The sequence below is a fragment of the Nocardia beijingensis NBRC 16342 genome, assembly GCF_001612785.1.
Lineage (GTDB): Bacteria > Actinomycetota > Actinomycetes > Mycobacteriales > Mycobacteriaceae > Nocardia > Nocardia beijingensis.
This window is the reverse complement of the sequence record NZ_BDBC01000055.1, coordinates 62425-78125: the sequence shown is the minus strand read 5'-3', so window position 1 is coordinate 78125 and position 15701 is coordinate 62425. Positions and strand designations below refer to the sequence as shown.

Annotated in this window: 16 protein-coding genes; 7 read left to right on the top strand and 9 right to left on the bottom strand. The window is 68.7% G+C overall.

All coding sequences use genetic code 11. The features are described 5' to 3' along the window. Nucleotides 1-2: 2 nt before the first annotated feature. Nucleotides 3-2222 carry a hypothetical protein gene (locus tag NB3_RS27605; RefSeq protein ID WP_157112039.1) on the bottom strand — a complete coding sequence of 740 codons (2220 nt, stop codon included), beginning with the start codon at nt 2220-2222 and terminating at the stop codon, nt 3-5. 322 nt (nt 2223-2544) lie between these two features. Here NB3_RS27605 and NB3_RS27600 point away from each other — a divergent pair, with 322 nt between their 5' ends. Beyond that, entirely contained in the window at nt 2545-2832 is a 288-nt protein-coding gene (locus NB3_RS27600) for a hypothetical protein (protein ID WP_067809180.1), read from the top strand. Here NB3_RS27600 and NB3_RS27595 read toward each other — a convergent pair. The 6 genes from NB3_RS27595 to NB3_RS27570 all read right to left on the bottom strand — a co-directional run bounded on the left by NB3_RS27595 (nt 2829) and on the right by NB3_RS27570 (nt 7516). Continuing rightward, nucleotides 2829-3152 carry a ribbon-helix-helix domain-containing protein gene (locus NB3_RS27595; protein WP_067809178.1) on the bottom strand — a complete coding sequence of 108 codons (324 nt, stop codon included), beginning with the start codon at nt 3150-3152 and terminating at the stop codon, nt 2829-2831. The two genes, NB3_RS27600 and NB3_RS27595, sit on opposite strands and share 4 nt — an antisense overlap. Continuing rightward, nucleotides 3145-3423 carry a hypothetical protein gene (locus NB3_RS27590; RefSeq protein WP_067809176.1) on the bottom strand — a complete coding sequence of 93 codons (279 nt, stop codon included), beginning with the start codon at nt 3421-3423 and terminating at the stop codon, nt 3145-3147. The genes NB3_RS27595 and NB3_RS27590 overlap by 8 nt, the downstream gene beginning before the upstream one ends. Before the next feature lie 34 nt (nt 3424-3457). Then, nucleotides 3458-5122: a DUF4153 domain-containing protein gene (locus tag NB3_RS27585; RefSeq protein ID WP_084823732.1), complete on the bottom strand. Its 1665-nt coding sequence runs from the start codon at nt 5120-5122 to the stop codon at nt 3458-3460. A gap of 73 nt (nt 5123-5195) precedes the next feature. Next, complete coding sequence (locus NB3_RS27580; protein WP_084823731.1) at nt 5196-6290, bottom strand: HAMP domain-containing sensor histidine kinase; 1095 nt, start codon at nt 6288-6290, stop codon at nt 5196-5198. Further along, nucleotides 6287-6982 carry a response regulator gene (locus tag NB3_RS27575; protein ID WP_084823730.1) on the bottom strand — a complete coding sequence of 232 codons (696 nt, stop codon included), beginning with the start codon at nt 6980-6982 and terminating at the stop codon, nt 6287-6289. Before NB3_RS27575 ends, NB3_RS27580 begins: the two co-directional genes overlap by 4 nt. A gap of 84 nt (nt 6983-7066) precedes the next feature. Further along, nucleotides 7067-7516 (bottom strand): MarR family winged helix-turn-helix transcriptional regulator, encoded by a 450-nt coding sequence (locus tag NB3_RS27570; RefSeq protein WP_067809172.1) that lies wholly within the window; start codon nt 7514-7516, stop codon nt 7067-7069. Nucleotides 7517-7671: 155 nt separating this feature from the next. On the opposite strand from NB3_RS27570, the gene NB3_RS27565 reads away from it, so the two are divergent. Further along, the gene (locus NB3_RS27565) at nt 7672-9111 is read left to right on the top strand and encodes an MFS transporter (RefSeq protein ID WP_067809171.1); all 1440 of its coding nucleotides are present in this window, start codon (nt 7672-7674) and stop codon (nt 9109-9111) included. Between the two features lie 21 nt (nt 9112-9132). Here NB3_RS27565 and NB3_RS27560 read toward each other — a convergent pair whose 3' ends face one another. Beyond that, on the bottom strand, nt 9133-10266 hold the full coding sequence (locus NB3_RS27560; RefSeq protein ID WP_244892114.1) for an alpha/beta hydrolase: 1134 nt from the start codon (nt 10264-10266) through the stop codon (nt 9133-9135). 109 nt (nt 10267-10375) lie between these two features. On the opposite strand from NB3_RS27560, the gene NB3_RS27555 reads away from it, so the two are divergent. The 5 genes from NB3_RS27555 to NB3_RS27530 all read left to right on the top strand — a co-directional run bounded on the left by NB3_RS27555 (nt 10376) and on the right by NB3_RS27530 (nt 15158). Beyond that, nucleotides 10376-11005, top strand: a complete 630-nt coding sequence (locus tag NB3_RS27555) for a TetR/AcrR family transcriptional regulator (RefSeq protein WP_067809170.1) — start codon at nt 10376-10378, stop codon at nt 11003-11005. A 74-nt stretch (nt 11006-11079) separates the two neighbouring features. Further along, a complete protein-coding gene (locus tag NB3_RS27550) occupies nt 11080-11784 on the top strand; it encodes an endonuclease/exonuclease/phosphatase family protein (RefSeq protein ID WP_244892113.1) in 705 nt (234 codons plus the stop codon). Between the two features lie 461 nt (nt 11785-12245). Then, the gene (locus NB3_RS27545; protein ID WP_157112038.1) at nt 12246-12773 is read left to right on the top strand and encodes a hypothetical protein; all 528 of its coding nucleotides are present in this window, start codon (nt 12246-12248) and stop codon (nt 12771-12773) included. Between the two features lie 608 nt (nt 12774-13381). Beyond that, nucleotides 13382-13954 (top strand): copper chaperone PCu(A)C, encoded by a 573-nt coding sequence (locus NB3_RS27535; protein ID WP_067809163.1) that lies wholly within the window; start codon nt 13382-13384, stop codon nt 13952-13954. Next, nucleotides 13947-15158: a Dyp-type peroxidase gene (locus NB3_RS27530; RefSeq protein WP_067809162.1), complete on the top strand. Its 1212-nt coding sequence runs from the start codon at nt 13947-13949 to the stop codon at nt 15156-15158. Before NB3_RS27535 ends, NB3_RS27530 begins: the two co-directional genes overlap by 8 nt. A 34-nt stretch (nt 15159-15192) precedes the next feature. Here the strand turns inward: NB3_RS27530 and NB3_RS27525 are convergent, their stop codons facing one another. Then, on the bottom strand, nt 15193-15498 hold the full coding sequence (locus NB3_RS27525; RefSeq protein ID WP_067809244.1) for a hypothetical protein: 306 nt from the start codon (nt 15496-15498) through the stop codon (nt 15193-15195). Nucleotides 15499-15701: the final 203 nt, after the last annotated feature.

The following is a 15701-nucleotide window of genomic DNA, read 5'->3' as shown; positions in this document are numbered from 1 at the left end:
CCTCATCGATCGGATCGGTTCAAGATATAGGCCAAGAACAACGACGGAAGCCAAAGAACCGAATACCCTACCACGTACACGACGCTCTCCCACTTCATGGTTACATCGAATTCAGAGGTCAAGTAATGCAAAGCACCCATGCTGCCCGCGCCGGCTATAGCTTGAATCACGATCAGCTTCGATGAGACCCGCAACGAGAGAAGTGCGCGAAGCGCGTTTATTATCAGGGCCGAAAACAATATGTAGGTCAATAGACCGATCAGGTGGTACAGCCATTGCTGGTACTTCGGGAAGTCGTAGACGACAATCAGAAGAAACAACCCGCCGACCAACCTGTACTGCGGATGCAATTTGTCCGAAAGAGATGTCTCCAGTATATGCGTACGAGTCATCAACATGTAGGGAAAAACCATGGAAACGGCGAGGTGAGCGGACAGCAGAACCGCAGTAACGACCGGCTTCGACTCCGGGGGGTGCTTGGATTCGAGCACGAGATAGGCCAGGGGGTTGTTTCCCAGCCTGCCAGAGACTCTGCGGTAGAGAACTTGTCGGAGTGATCCCGCCGCTACGTAAACGACTGCGAATACCAGACCCATCGAACCCAAACCGGCATGGAACAGCAGTCCGCTCGAAACGATCCCTATTATGGCGAGAATGAGGACGAGATCTCGAATTCGATCGACGTAGCTCAGAATCTGAAGTTGATCCGACGTTCTTCGGCGGAATTCTTCCTGCCGGAACCGGCCTATGACGAGCGTGCGCAGGACACTTCCGCCGACCGAGCCTGGTCTCAAGTAGTATCTGATCGGATGATCGATCAGCGGAAGACCGAACCCGGGAACCGAATATTGGACAGCACCGGGTACCGGAGGCGCTGCGATGCGGCCGACAGAATCATGCACCGTCGTGAAGTCGATCCAGTCCTTGCACCGGACGGGCCTCCAATCTCCTTCTGCCTCCAGACGATTGAAGATGATCCTGGCCAGTTTCTCCACCAGCGCGACATAGCCGAGCACTATTGCCGCCACAACGAGGCTGGACACCATGCCGTCGGCCGTGTGGAAAGTCTCGAAACCCAAATGGTAGAAACTACTCCAGAATCTGTGCCATATGTCGTGGTTCGCAAAGAATTCGCGGTCGGCTTCGGCATACCACTCGTCGACCACTTTGCTTTCTACATGATAGCCGTAGAAGCTCTTGACGAAGACACCCGATGCAAAGCTGAGCCCCGCGATTGCGATGATCGTACAAATGCAGTACGCGTAGACCAGTAGCCTAGTGCGCAGCGAGCGGAACATCAGGACCACTATGTGTATCGGACGGAATCCGGACCCGTAGGTCAATACCGACACATTCTGGCACTCGGTCGTCGGTTCGCGGCGCTCGGTCCTGTCCATAAGCGCCATGCGAGTGAGGTAGCCGCCCATCGAATGGGCGACGACTATTAATCCGTCCCTGTTTGTCACCTTTCGATCTATTCGTTCCCGAATATCCGAAACGATATGCGTCACCGCATCCGCGCGGGCAACGGCGAAATATACCGCATGGACGATGTTCTTTTCCCAGGCGACGAACCCGGCAACCCCCGCCGCAACCGACACGGCAATCCATCGAATATCGATGAAAGACAGGAGCAGCCCGAATGGGATGCTCAGCATCATCAACCTGTAGAGTTGTCGCCGCGAGTTGTCGGACCACCCGATGGGTATGATCACCACAGCGATCCATATGCCGACCGGAACTTTCATGATGTAGATCGATACCGCGCTCAAGATGACGACGGACAAGCGTGACAGCCGCTTGGATACGCCAGGGTCCGTATCTCTGACATCGTGGGCAAGGGCCAGAAAGAATAGCATGGGCGCACTGCGGAGAGCCCACAGCCCGAAAAGGAAACGATTCGGTTTCTTCAGCTCATCCGACCATACCACCTCCTCGATCTTCGCGGGTTCCGCTGCGTAGAAAGCAGGAAGTACGGGAATAATCGCGTTGACCATCGTACCGGCCTGCTCGTTTCCGATGCCGTGCACCGAGAGGATGTCGGGATGCCGTTCTACTTGTTTGTTCCGCCGGATCGGTGCGCTCTTCTTCTTCACAAACCTCGACCTTTCGATCGGCGCTACCTGGGCATTGCGCTGCGCAACCACCGACGGCCGGGAAAGACGTTCGGATTTCGCCGAGGTCAGCGTCGCACCCCCGCAACGCTTTCGCAAGCCGACCATCGTTCGCTTCGCCCGAACCGGTCGGTTTCCGACGCTGCACCAGAGGTATGGGCGAAACAGGGCGAGAGTCTTGTATAGCCTCCTTGCAGCGGCTGCCAGTCACGTTCCGAAAGCTCGGTACCGCGATCCACTCCACGTAAATCCGGGCCGTCGTGAATTGGCCCGTGCCGCGAATGAATGCCCACGCCGGAAATTCTCAGCGGTAGGTCGTCATACGAAGCCGATGTAGTTCGTTGGAGGACGAGTCGCCGCGCAACTCGACCGCTCCTGACCCGCGAGGGAACCGGTGCCGGATGAACGAGGACGCGGCGATACCCTGCCAATGAACCGACTGAAAGCGATTGCAGCTCTGCGGATCACGTTGTATCGTCTGCACGATGCCCCGGCACGCGCACCACAGCCCGGCGCGGCGGATCTCGGCCTGCCTCCCGAGCGGCGGCAACACCTGGTCACGGATTCTCCGACCATCACCCACACCACGGCCAGGTGGCTTCGTGCCGCCTTCCGTCATCTCGACAAGCTGGATACGGTGACCGTCCTGGAGCGCATACTCGCAGTGGCTCGAGCACGGGAGACGAGCGGCGGACCGCCTGCGGCCGCCGCCGACTAAGCCGACTGGCGCAGGGGGTGCAGGGCGGCCAGCGCCCGCAGGGCATCGGCGCGTGAGATGGGCTGGTCGTTCTCCAGGGCGGCCAGTTCCAGTTCGATCCAGTCGCGGATGAGCGCGGACATGGTCACGTTGCGCTGTTCGGCGGCCTTCTTCACCCGCTGGTGCAATTCCAGGGGGATGCGCAACGACGTGGTGACGGTGACGGTGTCCTCGGCGCGCAGCGGCGGGGGCACGTCGGCCGCCTCGACCGGCGCGTCGCTGTACTCCAGACCGGACAGGAAGTCCCGGACGTCCTCCGGGTTGGTCGGATAGTCAGTCATCGGCGTGCTCCCAACGCTCGAGTTCGGCCACCTGCGCCTCGGTCATCTCGACCGCGCCCAGGATGTCCCACTGCCAGCCCTCGGTGCGGCGGACAGCGACGATGAGCGGCCGGCCCGCCTCGGTCCGGCCCCACACCGTCAGGACCGCGAGCTCGTTCCGGCCGCGCGCCCGCCGAGGCCATCGGCGAGCGCCCATGAGCACCTGCAGCACTTCCCGCGGGTCGATTCCCACCAGCGACAACAGCGCCCACTCAGGCCAGTTATAACCCACGATCAGCGATAATACAAGTGTATTGCACGGGAGCTCACCGCGCTCTTGCCCGGGACAGATTCCAGCTCTGCCAGGTGTCGTCGCCGAGACCCGACCGCAGCTCGGCACGCACCTGCGCACGCAGCGGCTCGGGAAGCCGTTCGGTCGCGGGCAGGATGTCCGGCGAGAGCGTGACCAGGTATTCGGTGTCCAGCGCCTTGCCCCGCTGCGAGCGATCGATGTTCTCCTCGGCGATCAGCCGCTCCGGGTTCAGGACGGCCAGCGCCAGCAAGGTCGCCATGGCGGTGCCGAGCACGGCGCGCGGCAGCCACGCCCGGCGCAGCCCCAGCACCGCGGCCAGAACCAGGAGGTAGACCGAGCCCAGCCACAGTTCGCATGCCTCCACCAGCAGGCGCAGCACCGTGAAGCCGTAGGCCCGCTGGTAGGTCCACATCCGGCCGAGCGCGGAGGCGACGATCACCAGGGCGAGCACGCTCACCGCCGTGAGCAGCCCGCGCAGCCACCACCGGTCGGCGGGCGTGTCCTGACCAGCCCAGCGCAACACGACCCCGAGCACCGCGAGGGTCAGGACGGTGACGGCCGACAGCTGCCAGAACCCGCTGCGCGCGTATTCGGCGTAGGTCAGCCCCGCCGTCTTCCTGACATGGTCGTCGCCGCCGAAGAGCACGACGAACTGGGTCGCGACGAAGGCCGCGAACAGGATCGCGAGCGCACCGACCGGCAGCGCCCATTCCGAGCGGCGCAGCGTTCGCCCAGCCGCTCGGGCAGTAGCGGGCGGCGGCGGGCCCGCGAGCACGAACAACGCTCCCAGCGCGCCGAGCGCGACCACGGCGAACAGGACGATCCACCGCACCAGCGAGGGCACGTCCAGGTCCGGCGTCACGGTGTCGAGCAGCTCGGCGAACATCGCGTCGGCGCTGCCGAGCAACGGAACGAACACCGCGAGCAACGCCACGGTCACCGCCACCGACATTCCGAGCCGCCTGGCGCGTGGCGCGTTCGCACCGCGCACCCCCGCGGTGCCGGCGTACGCCCACGGCACCGCCGCGACCGCTTCGAGCCCCACCGCCAGCGTGTCGTAGAGCACGCCGTTCGCCGAGCGGCGGCCGACGACCGCCAGCGAACCGGCGACAGCTGCCGCGATGACGCACAGGGTGAACAGCCAGCCCGCGGCGCGGACGGCGCCTACCGCGAGCAGGGCGAGCGCGAGCGTCGCCCACCACACTCGCCCCACGAACCGTGCTGTACGCGCGGAAATCCATAGAGCGATTGGTCTTTCGGCCTTCTGCGCCGCTTTCACGGTCGCGTCTTCCGTCGCGCTCACGGCCTTGCGGGCGTTGCGGTCGACGAGGAAGACCGCCGTCGCGGCGACAACGGCCGCGAGAACCCAGCCGATGCCGGGCCGGTCCCAGCGCACGAGAATCGCTGCCGCCAGACCCGAGACGAGCGCGGCGGGAATCACGCCGGGAGGACAGGCCACACGCCGCCACTTGGGTAACCGCCGACGGACAGTCGGTCCGCCCGGGAAAGGCCGGACGGACGCGCTGTCCGGTGTGCCCGGCGCGGGGCTCGCCGTCGGCGCCTCCGGTCCCGCGACCGGCGGTGCGATCGCCGCGGTCTCGGAGTCCTTTGCCGCGGAGGCGGATTCGGCGCTCCACAGCACGGCGGCCGCGGGGTCGGATTCGGGTTCCGGTGGCATGGTTCGTCCCTTCGATAGGCGTGCGGAATCACCCCGGCACCGCCCTGGCGGTCCGGGTCGGATGATGGGCAGATCAGCGGCCGGGCAGCACGACCCGGATACGGGAGCCCGGCTCGGCGACCGCGATGGTGCCGCCGTGCAGGTCGACCACCCAGCGGGCGATGGCCAGGCCGAGGCCGGTGCCCCCGCCCGCGGTGCGGCCGCCCCTGGTGAACCGGTCGAACACCCGGGCGCGGTCGGCCTGCGGTATGCCGGGGCCGTCGTCGTCGACGTCGATCACGACCTCGCCTTGCGCGGCGCGCACGGTGACGCGGACTTCCCCGCCCGCGGGCCCGTGGCGCGCGGCGTTGTCGAGGAGGTTCAACAGCACTTGGTGCAGACGCGCACGGTCGGCGTACACGCGGGCGGCGCCGGGCGGCACGTCGGTGCGGAACCGCACGCCGCGCCCGAGCGCGGCGGTCATGACCTCCGCCTCGGCGACGACGTCGGCCAGCAACGGCGCGATCGGCAGCTCCTCGCGGTCGAGCGGGAACACGCCCGCTTCGATGCTGGAGAGGTCGAGCAATTCGGAGACCAGCAGCGTGAGTCGCTCGGTCTGCGCCAGCGCGGTGCGCAGGGTCGCCGGGTCGGGTTGGGAGACGCCGTCGACGAGGTTCTCCAGCACCGCCTGCAAAGCCGTGATGGGCGTGCGCAACTCGTGCGACACGTTCGCGATGAGATCGCGGCGTTGCCGGTCGGCCGCGGCGAGGTCGGCCGCCATCTGATTGAACGCCTCGGCCAGCTGCCCCACTTCGTCGCGCGAGCTCGCCCGCACCCGCAGGGTGTAGTCGCCGTGGGCCATGCGCTTGGCCGCCGCGGTCATCTCCCGCAGCGGCCTGGTGATGCCGTGGGCGAGGAACTGCGAGGTGAGCAACGCGATCCCCACCGCGGTGAGCGTGGTGCGCGGGGGCAGCCAGCCGATCTTGAATCGGAAGAATCCGAACGCCACGCCGCCGGAGCACAGCATGAGGACGGCGAGCTTCAACTTGATCGACTTCACCGGGTCCAGCGGCCGGGGCAGCAGCTCGGCGATCCGGTCGCTCACGCGGCGCACCCGCCGCCACTCGGTGGAATCCGGTGCGGGCCTTCCGCTTCCCACCCCGGGAGCGCCCGCGGGACCGGCGCTCATCGGGCCTCCAGGGCGTATCCGACGCCCCGCACGGTGCGGATCAGGTCGGCGCCGAGCTTGCGGCGCAACGCCTTGATGTGACTGTCGACCGCGCGGGTGCCCGCCGCGTCGGACCAGTCCCACACGTCTTCGAGCAGCCGCTCGCGCGCGAGCACCGTGCGCGGGCGACGGGCCAGCCGGGCGAGCAGATCGAACTCCAGTGGCGTGAGCAGGGCCTCGACCTCCGCGCGCCAGACCCGGCGCTGATCGACATCGATCCGCAGGTCGCCGACCAGGATCGTCGCGCCGTCGCGGTCGGCCGCCCGTTCCAGCCTGCGCAGCAGCGCGTGCACCCGGGCGGCGAGCACGCGCAACGAGAACGGCTTGGTGAGATAGTCGTCCGCGCCGACGCCGAGACCGACGAGCTGGTCGGTTTCGTCGGCACGCGCGGTGAGCATGAGCACGGGCACCGGACGGCGCGCCTGAATGCGGCGGCACACCTCCAATCCGTCGAACCCGGGCAGCATGACGTCGAGCACCACCAGGTCGGGACCGACGGCCTCGGCGGCGGCAACGGCCGAGGGGCCGTCGTGCGCCAGGTCGACGGTGTACCCCTCCGCCCGCAGACGCGCGGCGACGGATTCGGCGATGGTCAGCTCGTCGTCCACCACCAGGATCCGCCGTGCGGCCTGCGCCGGTGCGCTGTGTTCCATGCACCGAACCCTAGCCACCGGCTGTGGAGAGTTCCGGCGTCGATTGTGGAGATTTCGTGTGCGTTCGCCGGCGCGGTCCGGCGTTCACGGCCGGGGCCACGGACGCTTGTCGATGCGTTCGATGTCGGTGTTGAACCGCTTCAGGAATGCGGCGAACGCGGCGACGTCCCCGGCCGACCAATCCGCCAGCACGTTCTCCAGGGCGCGGACGTTGTAGGCGCGCTCGGCGTCGAGCTGGCGGCCGCCCTCCGCGGTGATGCGGAACTTGCGCGCCATGCCGCCGTCCGGGTCCGGGATGCGTTCGATCAGGCCGGCTGCGCGCATGGCCGTGGTCTGCCGGTGCAGCGTCGAGGTGTCCAGGCCGAAGGCGTCGCTGAGCTCGCCCACGGACATCGGGCCCTGCACGCGCAGTCTGCTCAGCACCGTGTAGGCGCTGCGGTCGAGGTGGCCGCGACCTCGGCGGGCCTTGGCGCTGAGGCTGTGCCGCCCCAGCAGCATGGTCTCGAACTCCACCGAAGATACGGGCTTGTCCACACAACGCTCCTGCCGATATTCGCCAGCTGCCGGGCTTATCTCCGCACCTATACCACACCCCCATGGCCGGACCAGCGCATTTGCATAATACAACTCTTGTGCATAGTGCAATTCATGTGTACGGTGCACAAGAATTGAGAGAGAGGGAGACCCGCGTGACAGCACCATCGGCAGCTCGGTCCGAGGGCATCGTCGGCGTCCTCGCGGCGGCGGGCATCGTCGCGGCACTGATGCAAACCCTGGTGGTGCCGCTGATCGGGGACCTGCCCCGGATCCTGGACACCACCGCGTCCAACGCGTCCTGGGTGATCACGGCGACGTTGCTCGCCGGCGCGGTGGCCACCCCGATCACCGGACGCCTCGGCGATCTCTACGGCAAGCGCCGCATGCTGCTGGCCTGCACGGTTCCGCTCATCGCCGGATCGGTGGTCTGCGCGCTCGCGAGTTCGGTCGTGCCGATGATCGCCGGTCGCGGCCTGCAAGGCATCGGCATGGGCGTCGTACCGCTCGGCATCAGCGCGCTGCGTGATGTCCTGCCGGCCGAACGCCTCGGCACCTCCATCGCGGTGATGAGCGCGTCGATGGGCATCGGTGGCGCGCTGGGGCTTCCGCTGGCCGCCGCGGTGGCCGAGAACGCCAGCTGGCGCGTGTTGTTCTGGGGCTCCGCGGCGCTGAGCGCGGGTGTGGCCACACTGATCTGGCTGCTGGTGCCCGCCATCCCGGCGCGCGGCGGCGGCGGTTTCGACGTCCCGGGCGCGCTCGGCCTCGGCACGGCGCTGGTGTGCCTGTTGCTCGCGGTGTCCAAGGGCGGCGATTGGGGCTGGACGAGCGGAACCGTCCTCGGCCTGTTCGCGGTCGCGGTCCTGGTCCTCGCGGTCTGGGGCTGGTGGGAACTGCGTACCGCGGACCCGCTGGTCGATCTGCGGGTGACCGCGCGCACGCAGGTGCTGCTGACCAACGCGGCCTCGATCGTGGTGGGATTCGCCATGTACGCGCAGTCGTTGATCGTGCCGCAATTGCTGCAACTGCCGGTGGCGACCGGTTACGGGCTCGGGCAATCCATGCTGGCGATGGGATTGTGGATGGCGCCCGCCGGGCTGGTGATGATGGCGGTCTCGCCGCTCGGCGCCCGGCTCTCGGCCGCGCGCGGGCCGAAGGTGACGCTCGCCGTCGGCAGCATGGTGATCGCGATCGGCTACGGCTCGTCGGTCGCTCTGATGGGCTCGACCTGGGGGCTGCTCATCGTGACCTGCGTGTGCAGCGGCGGCGTCGGCCTCGCCTACGGCTCGATGCCCGCGCTCATCATGAGCGCGGTCCCGCTGTCGGAAACCGCGTCGGCCAACAGCTTCAACACCCTGATGCGCTCGATCGGCACCACGGTCTCGGCCGCGGTCGTCGGCGTCGTCCTCGCGCAGATGAGCACCCGTCTCGGCGGGCACACCATCCCCACCGAGGCCGGTTTCCGCACCGGATTGCTGATCGGTTGTGCCGTCTCGGTGCTCGCGGCGCTGGTCGCACTGGCCATTCCGGCGCGCAAGCCCACCTCGGCGCTGCCGGAGACCACCGACCCCGAGCCCGCGGCCGCGCGCGCCTGAGCGCCGCGGCCCGTACGCGGGTCAGGCGAACAGGCGCGCGACGAACGGAATGCTGTCCGACAGCGAAGCGGCCATCGTGGCGCTGTGATCCTTGCCCGGATACACGTGGACTTCGGGCCGGACTCCGTGCAATTCCATATCGGTGACCAGCTTCGCGGTCAGCGGGGCGGGGACGTCGGTGTCGTTGGTGCCCTGCCCGATGAACAGCGGCCGGTCGTAGCCGGTGAGCGGAACGTCCATCACCGGCCGGGCCGTCGCGACGAAATCGCCGTCCGCGAGCGGACGCGAGAACAGCCGGTCGACCGAGATCCCTTGCGCGCGGTCGGCCAGCGGCTGGAAGCACAGCGATTCGGCGGCGGTCGCCAATTGCTTGCCGACCGGGCTGAGGTAGCTGTCGAGATCGAAGCCGGGCCGTGCCGCCTTCAGTCCGTTCAGCACGTACGCGACATAGGCGGTGAGGTGCGCGTTGTCGATCGGGGGCGCGTCGGGCCCCAGGAACGAGGCGGCCTCGACGACATTGGAGGCAGGGCCGGTGGCGACGGCGCCGCGATAGTCGAGTTCCGGGGCGTAAGCCGTGGCCAGCGAGGCGGTGAACACCGCGGCCCCGCCGCCCTGGGACTGCCCGATCGCCACCCATTTCGACGACAGCGAATCGTCGACGGCGCGGGCCGCGCGCACCATGTCGATCCCCGCGTGCGCCTCGGCGCGCCCGTCCAGGTACGCGTGCGGCCCCGGGGTGCCGAGGCCGATGTAGTCGGTCGCGACGACGGCGTAGCCCTGGCGCAACCAGGTTGCCAGATAATCCAGGTCGCGCTTGCTGCGGCCCGCGGCCGACGGCGCGCATTCGTCGGCGAGGCCGACCGTCCCGTGCTCCCAGGACAGCACCGGCCAGCCGCCGCTCGGCGGCGTCCCCGCGGGAACGAAGACAGCGCCGCCGGCCAGCGCGGGTCGATCGTCGGAGGTCCTGGTCCAGTACGTCAAGCGGCGAGCCGCGCCCGCGCCTTCGATCCAGAGCTGTCCGGGCAGCGCCTCGTCGGTGGCGACCGTGCCCGCGGCCGCGCCACGGGCGGGATCGGCCAGGGCCGAACCCACCGGAGGACCAGCGAAAAGCAGTGCGGCCACGGCCACGGTGATTCCTGCGCGTCGCACCGACATGGCGCCACCTCTCGGTCATCGGTTTGGTGTCTCGTCGAGACACTGTAGCCGCTAAAGTGTCACTTTGAGACATCAATGGTGGGCGACATCGCGCGGAGAGAGTGCGGGCATGACGGGTGTGAACGGCGCGCGGGAACGCGAGAAGGCACGCGTGCGACGGGAATTGGTCGACGCGGCGCTGCGGCTGTTCGAGTCGCACGGGTTCGAGCAGACCACGGTGCAGCAGATCGCCGACGCGGCGCTGGTCTCCCGGCGCACCTTCCACCGTCACTTCCCGTCGAAGCTCGCGGTGGTCTTCAGCCACGAGGAAGACCTCATGGCACAGTTGCTCGCCGCCGTCGACCGGCGCCCGGCGAGCGAATCGGTGCTCACCGCACTGCGGGCGGCGCTGCGCGATTTCCTGCTCGACGAGCGGGACGTCCCGTCGCGCGACCGCCAGGCGGAGACGGCGCGCCGGGCCAGGCAGCTGCTGGTCGGCAACCCGGAATTGCGCCGGGAGAACTTCATCGGAGCACTGGGACGCCAGCGCGCGATGGCGCTGAACTTCGCTGCCCGCGCCCGGCTTCCCGCCGACGACCTGCGACCGCAGCTCACGGCCTCGGCCTGTTTCGCGGCCTTCGGCGTCGGCCTCGATCACTGGATGATGGGGGCGGACCATTCGGTTCCGGCCCTCTACCGCGTCCTCGATCAGGCCATCGCATCGCTGCAGCAGGGCATCGATATCGACGGCGCGAGCTGAGCGCGCACCGGATCGGCACGCCCGCACCGCAACCTGTTCCACCCGGTTCGCCTACCATCGCGAAGGTGATCACGGTGGCCACTTGGAACGTCCTGCATCGCGTCCACGCCGAGAACTGGTACGAGGACGTCGCCACCCGCTGGCCGGACGAGGGCGCGCGGATCGCCGAAGTCACCGCGCGAGTGGCCGAACGCACCGAGGGAATCATCGCGTTACAGGAGGTCAGCGGCGATCAGCTGGCCAGCCTGCGAATGGCGCTGCCAGACCGGACCTTCCACGCGATGCGGTATCAGCGGCTGCCGACGCCGCGGCGCATGCCCAGCTCGCTGCTCGACGGCGGCGAGTACCTCGTGGTGCTCACCGCGGAGCCGAGCAGGGAGGTGACCGCCGAATCCTTCGCACAGGACCACGGCAAGGGCGCGCTGGTCGTGGACGTCGGCGGCCTGACGGTGATCGCCACCCATGTCACCGGAGACCGGCGGCGCGCGGATCAGCTGGCCCGCCTGGCCGAACTCGCCACCGACGCTCCGGAGGACGCCGCGGTGCTGCTGGGAGACTTCAACACCGACCGGGCCACCGTCGCCGCCGCGCTGGGCGACGACTTCGTGGTCGCCGAACACAGCGCCGACGGACCACCGACCCGTCCGCGTTCCTCGGGCACGAAGTCACAGCACATCGACCATGTCGTAGTGCACGGCGCGACCGTCACCACGGCGTCGGTCCACGACATCGGCGGGGTGTCCGACCACAATCTGGTGCACGCGACCGTCACGGTGTGAGGTTCCGCCCGGTTCACGTTCATGACTGTCGCCCTGCCGACGCCGAAGGGCCGCGAGCTCGGTACCGCGGCAATTCGGTTGCGAGCCGTGCGGGAGAACGCGACCGCGGGCTGGTTTCCACGACATGAGCGGCGACGTCCGGAGTGCTGGGACGTTCATGGTCCCGAATTCCCTCTCTTATCGCGTCTTTCGTGGCGACGGGCGCCGCCGGACCCGCCGACCGGTTGCCGAGCCGCGTGATGCCGCAAGAGCGCCTGACCTACCGGAACGATGCCAGGTGCCGGGTAGCCCGCTCGGCCGGATGATGAATGCGTCGCCGACTTGTGGGCAAAAATGCCGCGATACACAGTCTTTGGACTCCGCTCGCGCGGCCGGGCAGGTCGAGGCGAGTTCGGCAGGACGTCCCGGCAGGCATCCGTTCCGGTGCGAACAAACGCTACGACAGGCGGTAGTATGAGCCGGTGCGTAATCCGACGGTAGTGGCGGCGCGACTGCGCGGCGCGTTCGTCGGATCCGCGGCCGCGGCGGTGAGCATCGCCGCGCACGCGCTCGGCGGTGGCGCGATGGCGCCCGGTGCCGCGCCGATCGCCCTGCTGATCGCCGCCTGCGCGGCGGTGGGCGTGCTGGCCGGGGCGCGACCTCGTCGGCACGGCCTCGGCAGGATGATGGTCACGCTCGCGGTGGCGCAAGCCGTCGCGCACATCGCGTCCACGCTGTCGGCCCCGCATCATCACGACGCGGGCGCGACCTCGGTCATGCTCGGCACGCATCTGGCGGCCGTCCCGCTGGGCGCGCTGCTCATTCGCGCCGCCGAACACGCGGTGCTGCGCGCGGCTTCCGACGTGCGCGACACGGTGCGCGTGCTCGGCGAAGGGCCGAGCGCACCGCCCCGCATCGGGTCGCCCGCCTTCGGGCACATTCTGCCCCAACCACGTCGCCCACTGCTCAGTTCGGGCTCCGGCCTGCGCGGGCCGCCACCGCCGCGCTGACCTCTTCCTCGCGCCGACGAGCAACACCGTCACCCCGGGCCGCGCTCGACGATCGCTCCGATCTCGGATCGTCGCCGTGCCGCTGCGGCTCACGAACGCGGTCGTCCGCGCCGGCACAGGCTGTCGTCTGCGGCTGGCGAATCCCCGCCGGTGCTCGACTGTCTCGGCCGGACCGATTTCCAGGGTCAAGGTCCGCGGCCGCGGATCGAGACGGCGCTGCCGGCGCGGCCTTCGGTGCGCCGAGCGGTCGCGCTCGTGTCGCCGTCGTCGCTGGATGACCAGCTCGTCGCGGCACACGCCGTCCGCTGCGACTGGCACACGCCGTCCGCTGCGACTGGCACACGCCGTCCGGCAACGGGCCCCCGCAGTACGCGACAGAGGCATCGACCGACGATTCGGATCTCCGCGAATGCTCTGCGATTTCGAAGAATCCGCAGGGCGGCTTCGGGATTCGATCGAAGGCCCCGATGCCGGACCACCCGGTCTCGTCGCGATGCCCGGCGTGTGCACCGACAGCGCGGCTGATCGACGCGCGCCGGCGGATCGGCCCATGCCCGGCGCTCTCGTCCGCGCGCACCACACCGAATCTCACGACTTGTGGAGTTTCCATGCCTGACAACCTTTCCGTTCCACCGCGCGCCGCTCGCCTTCTGCGTGGCGCGCTCGCCGTCGCCGCGGTGCCTCTTCTCCTGACCGCGTGCTCGTCCGCCGACAAGCCCGAGGCCGTCGCATCCGCCGACGCGGTGACCATCTCCGACCAGTGGGTCAAGGCCGCCGACGGCGGGATGTCGGCCGCCTTCGGCGACCTGATCAACAGCGGCGACACCCCGCGCACCATCGTCTCGGCGACCAGTCCCGCCTCCGGCCGGATCGAGTTGCACGAGGTGGTCGCCGACGCGAACGGGACGAAGGCGATGCGGCCCAAACGCGGCGGCTTCGTGATTCCCGCGCACGGCCGCACCCAGCTGCGTCCCGGCGGGGACCACATCATGTTCATGGACCTGCGCGCGCCGCTGCGCACGGGGTCGGAGACGTCGGTCACGCTGACCTTCGACGACGGCTCGACCAGCACGTTCACCGCTCAGGTGCGCGACTTCGCGGGCAACCAGGAGAATTACGTGCCCGATCACGCGGACGGCGCGACGCACGCGGGCGCGCAGACCCCCGCGCACGGTGGCTGACCGGAACGGACCGCGTCCCGCACGGATCAACCGGCGGCGTCTGGTCGGCGGCGGGGCCGCCGCGGCTGGCGCCGCCGGTGTCGGGCTCGGCGCGGTCGCCCGCACCGGACGGCGCGAAGCCGATCCACCGGCCTCCGCGGCGACGGAGCCGTTCTACGGACCGCATCAAGCCGGGATCGGCACCCGCCCGCAAGCGCACGCGGCGTTCGTCGCCTTCGATCTGCGACCGGGTGTCCGACGCGACGACCTCGTGGGCCTGCTGAAGATATGGACCGGCGACGCCGCCCGGCTGACCGAGGGCCGCCCCGCCCTCGCGGACACCGAACCCGAACTCGCACTGCGCCCGGCGCGACTCACCGTCACGGTGGGTTTCGGGCCCGCGATGTTCACGGCGGCCGGGCTGGAGCACCGCAAGCCGTCCTGGCTGCGGCCGCTGCCGCCGTTCCCCATCGACCGGCTCGAATCCGCCTGGACCGGAGGCGATCTGCTTCTGCAGGTGTGCGCCGAGGAGGCGACCACGGTGTCGCACACGGTGCGTGCGCTGTGCCGCAGCGTCACCTCGCTGGTCACCGTGCGCTGGGTGCAGCGCGGGTTCCGTGACGCCGCACCGGGCCGGACGCCGCGCAACCTGATGGGTCAGGTCGACGGCACGGTGAACCTGGCGCCCGGCACACCGGAGTTCGACCGGCTGGTGTGGGACGACGGTGCCGCGCAGCCCTGGCTGGGCGGCGGGACCTCGTGCGTGCTGCGGCGGATCGCGATGACGCTGGACACCTGGGATCAGATCGACCGGGAGGAAAGGGAACTCACCATCGGCCGCACCGTCGCCAACGGTGCGCCGCTGACCGGAGCACACGAGTTCGACGAACCGGACTTCACGGCCGTCGACCCGAACGGGATTCCGGTCATCCCGCCGTCGTCACACATCGCTCGCGCGCACCACACCAACGACGGCGAACGTTTCCTGCGCCGCGGTTACAACTACGACGACGCGCCGGCATCGGGGGCGACCTCCAACTCGGGTCTGCTGTTCGCCGCCTATCAGCGGGACGTCGACAACCAGTTCCTTCCGGTGCAGCGCAGACTCGCGGAGTTCGACGCCCTCAATGTATGGACGACACCGATCGGTTCCGCGGTGTTCGCGATCCCGCCCGGGGTCGCCGCACCGGGCGGCTATCTCGGGCAATCGCTGTTCGAGTCCTGAGCCAGGTCCGGCGCCCCGCGGCGCCGGACACCTCTCAGGTCCAGAGCACGGCCACCAGGACGTTCACGATCGCCAGCACACCGGCGGCGTCGGTCAGCCACGGCACCGGCTTGCCTCGCTTCCGGTCCGCGTGCCCGATCTCGGCGAAGGCCGCCACCGCCACCGCGACGACCAGCTTCACGCCGATCTTCACCATGTTCGGATCCTTGCCGAGCGAGTCGATCGATTCGGCCATGCCGACCAGGACCAGCCCGGTGACCACCTGCAACCGCGCACCCCAGACCATGACCTCCGAGACGCCGGGGCGCCCGGCCACATAACCACCCACCACGGCGGCCATGCCGAGCAGGTGCGCGACGACTACGACGTTGTAGATCAACTCTGACACGTTCACGCCGCAAACATGCCATGGTTCGGGCGACAGCGCATTTCGCGGTCTTCTGCCCGAAGGGATCGCCGGCCACCGCGTAGCGGCCGGGCGGACCGCGCGGCTATGGTGACGATCGTTGTTGATGCACTTGGCTTCTCACCCCGCGGTGAGAG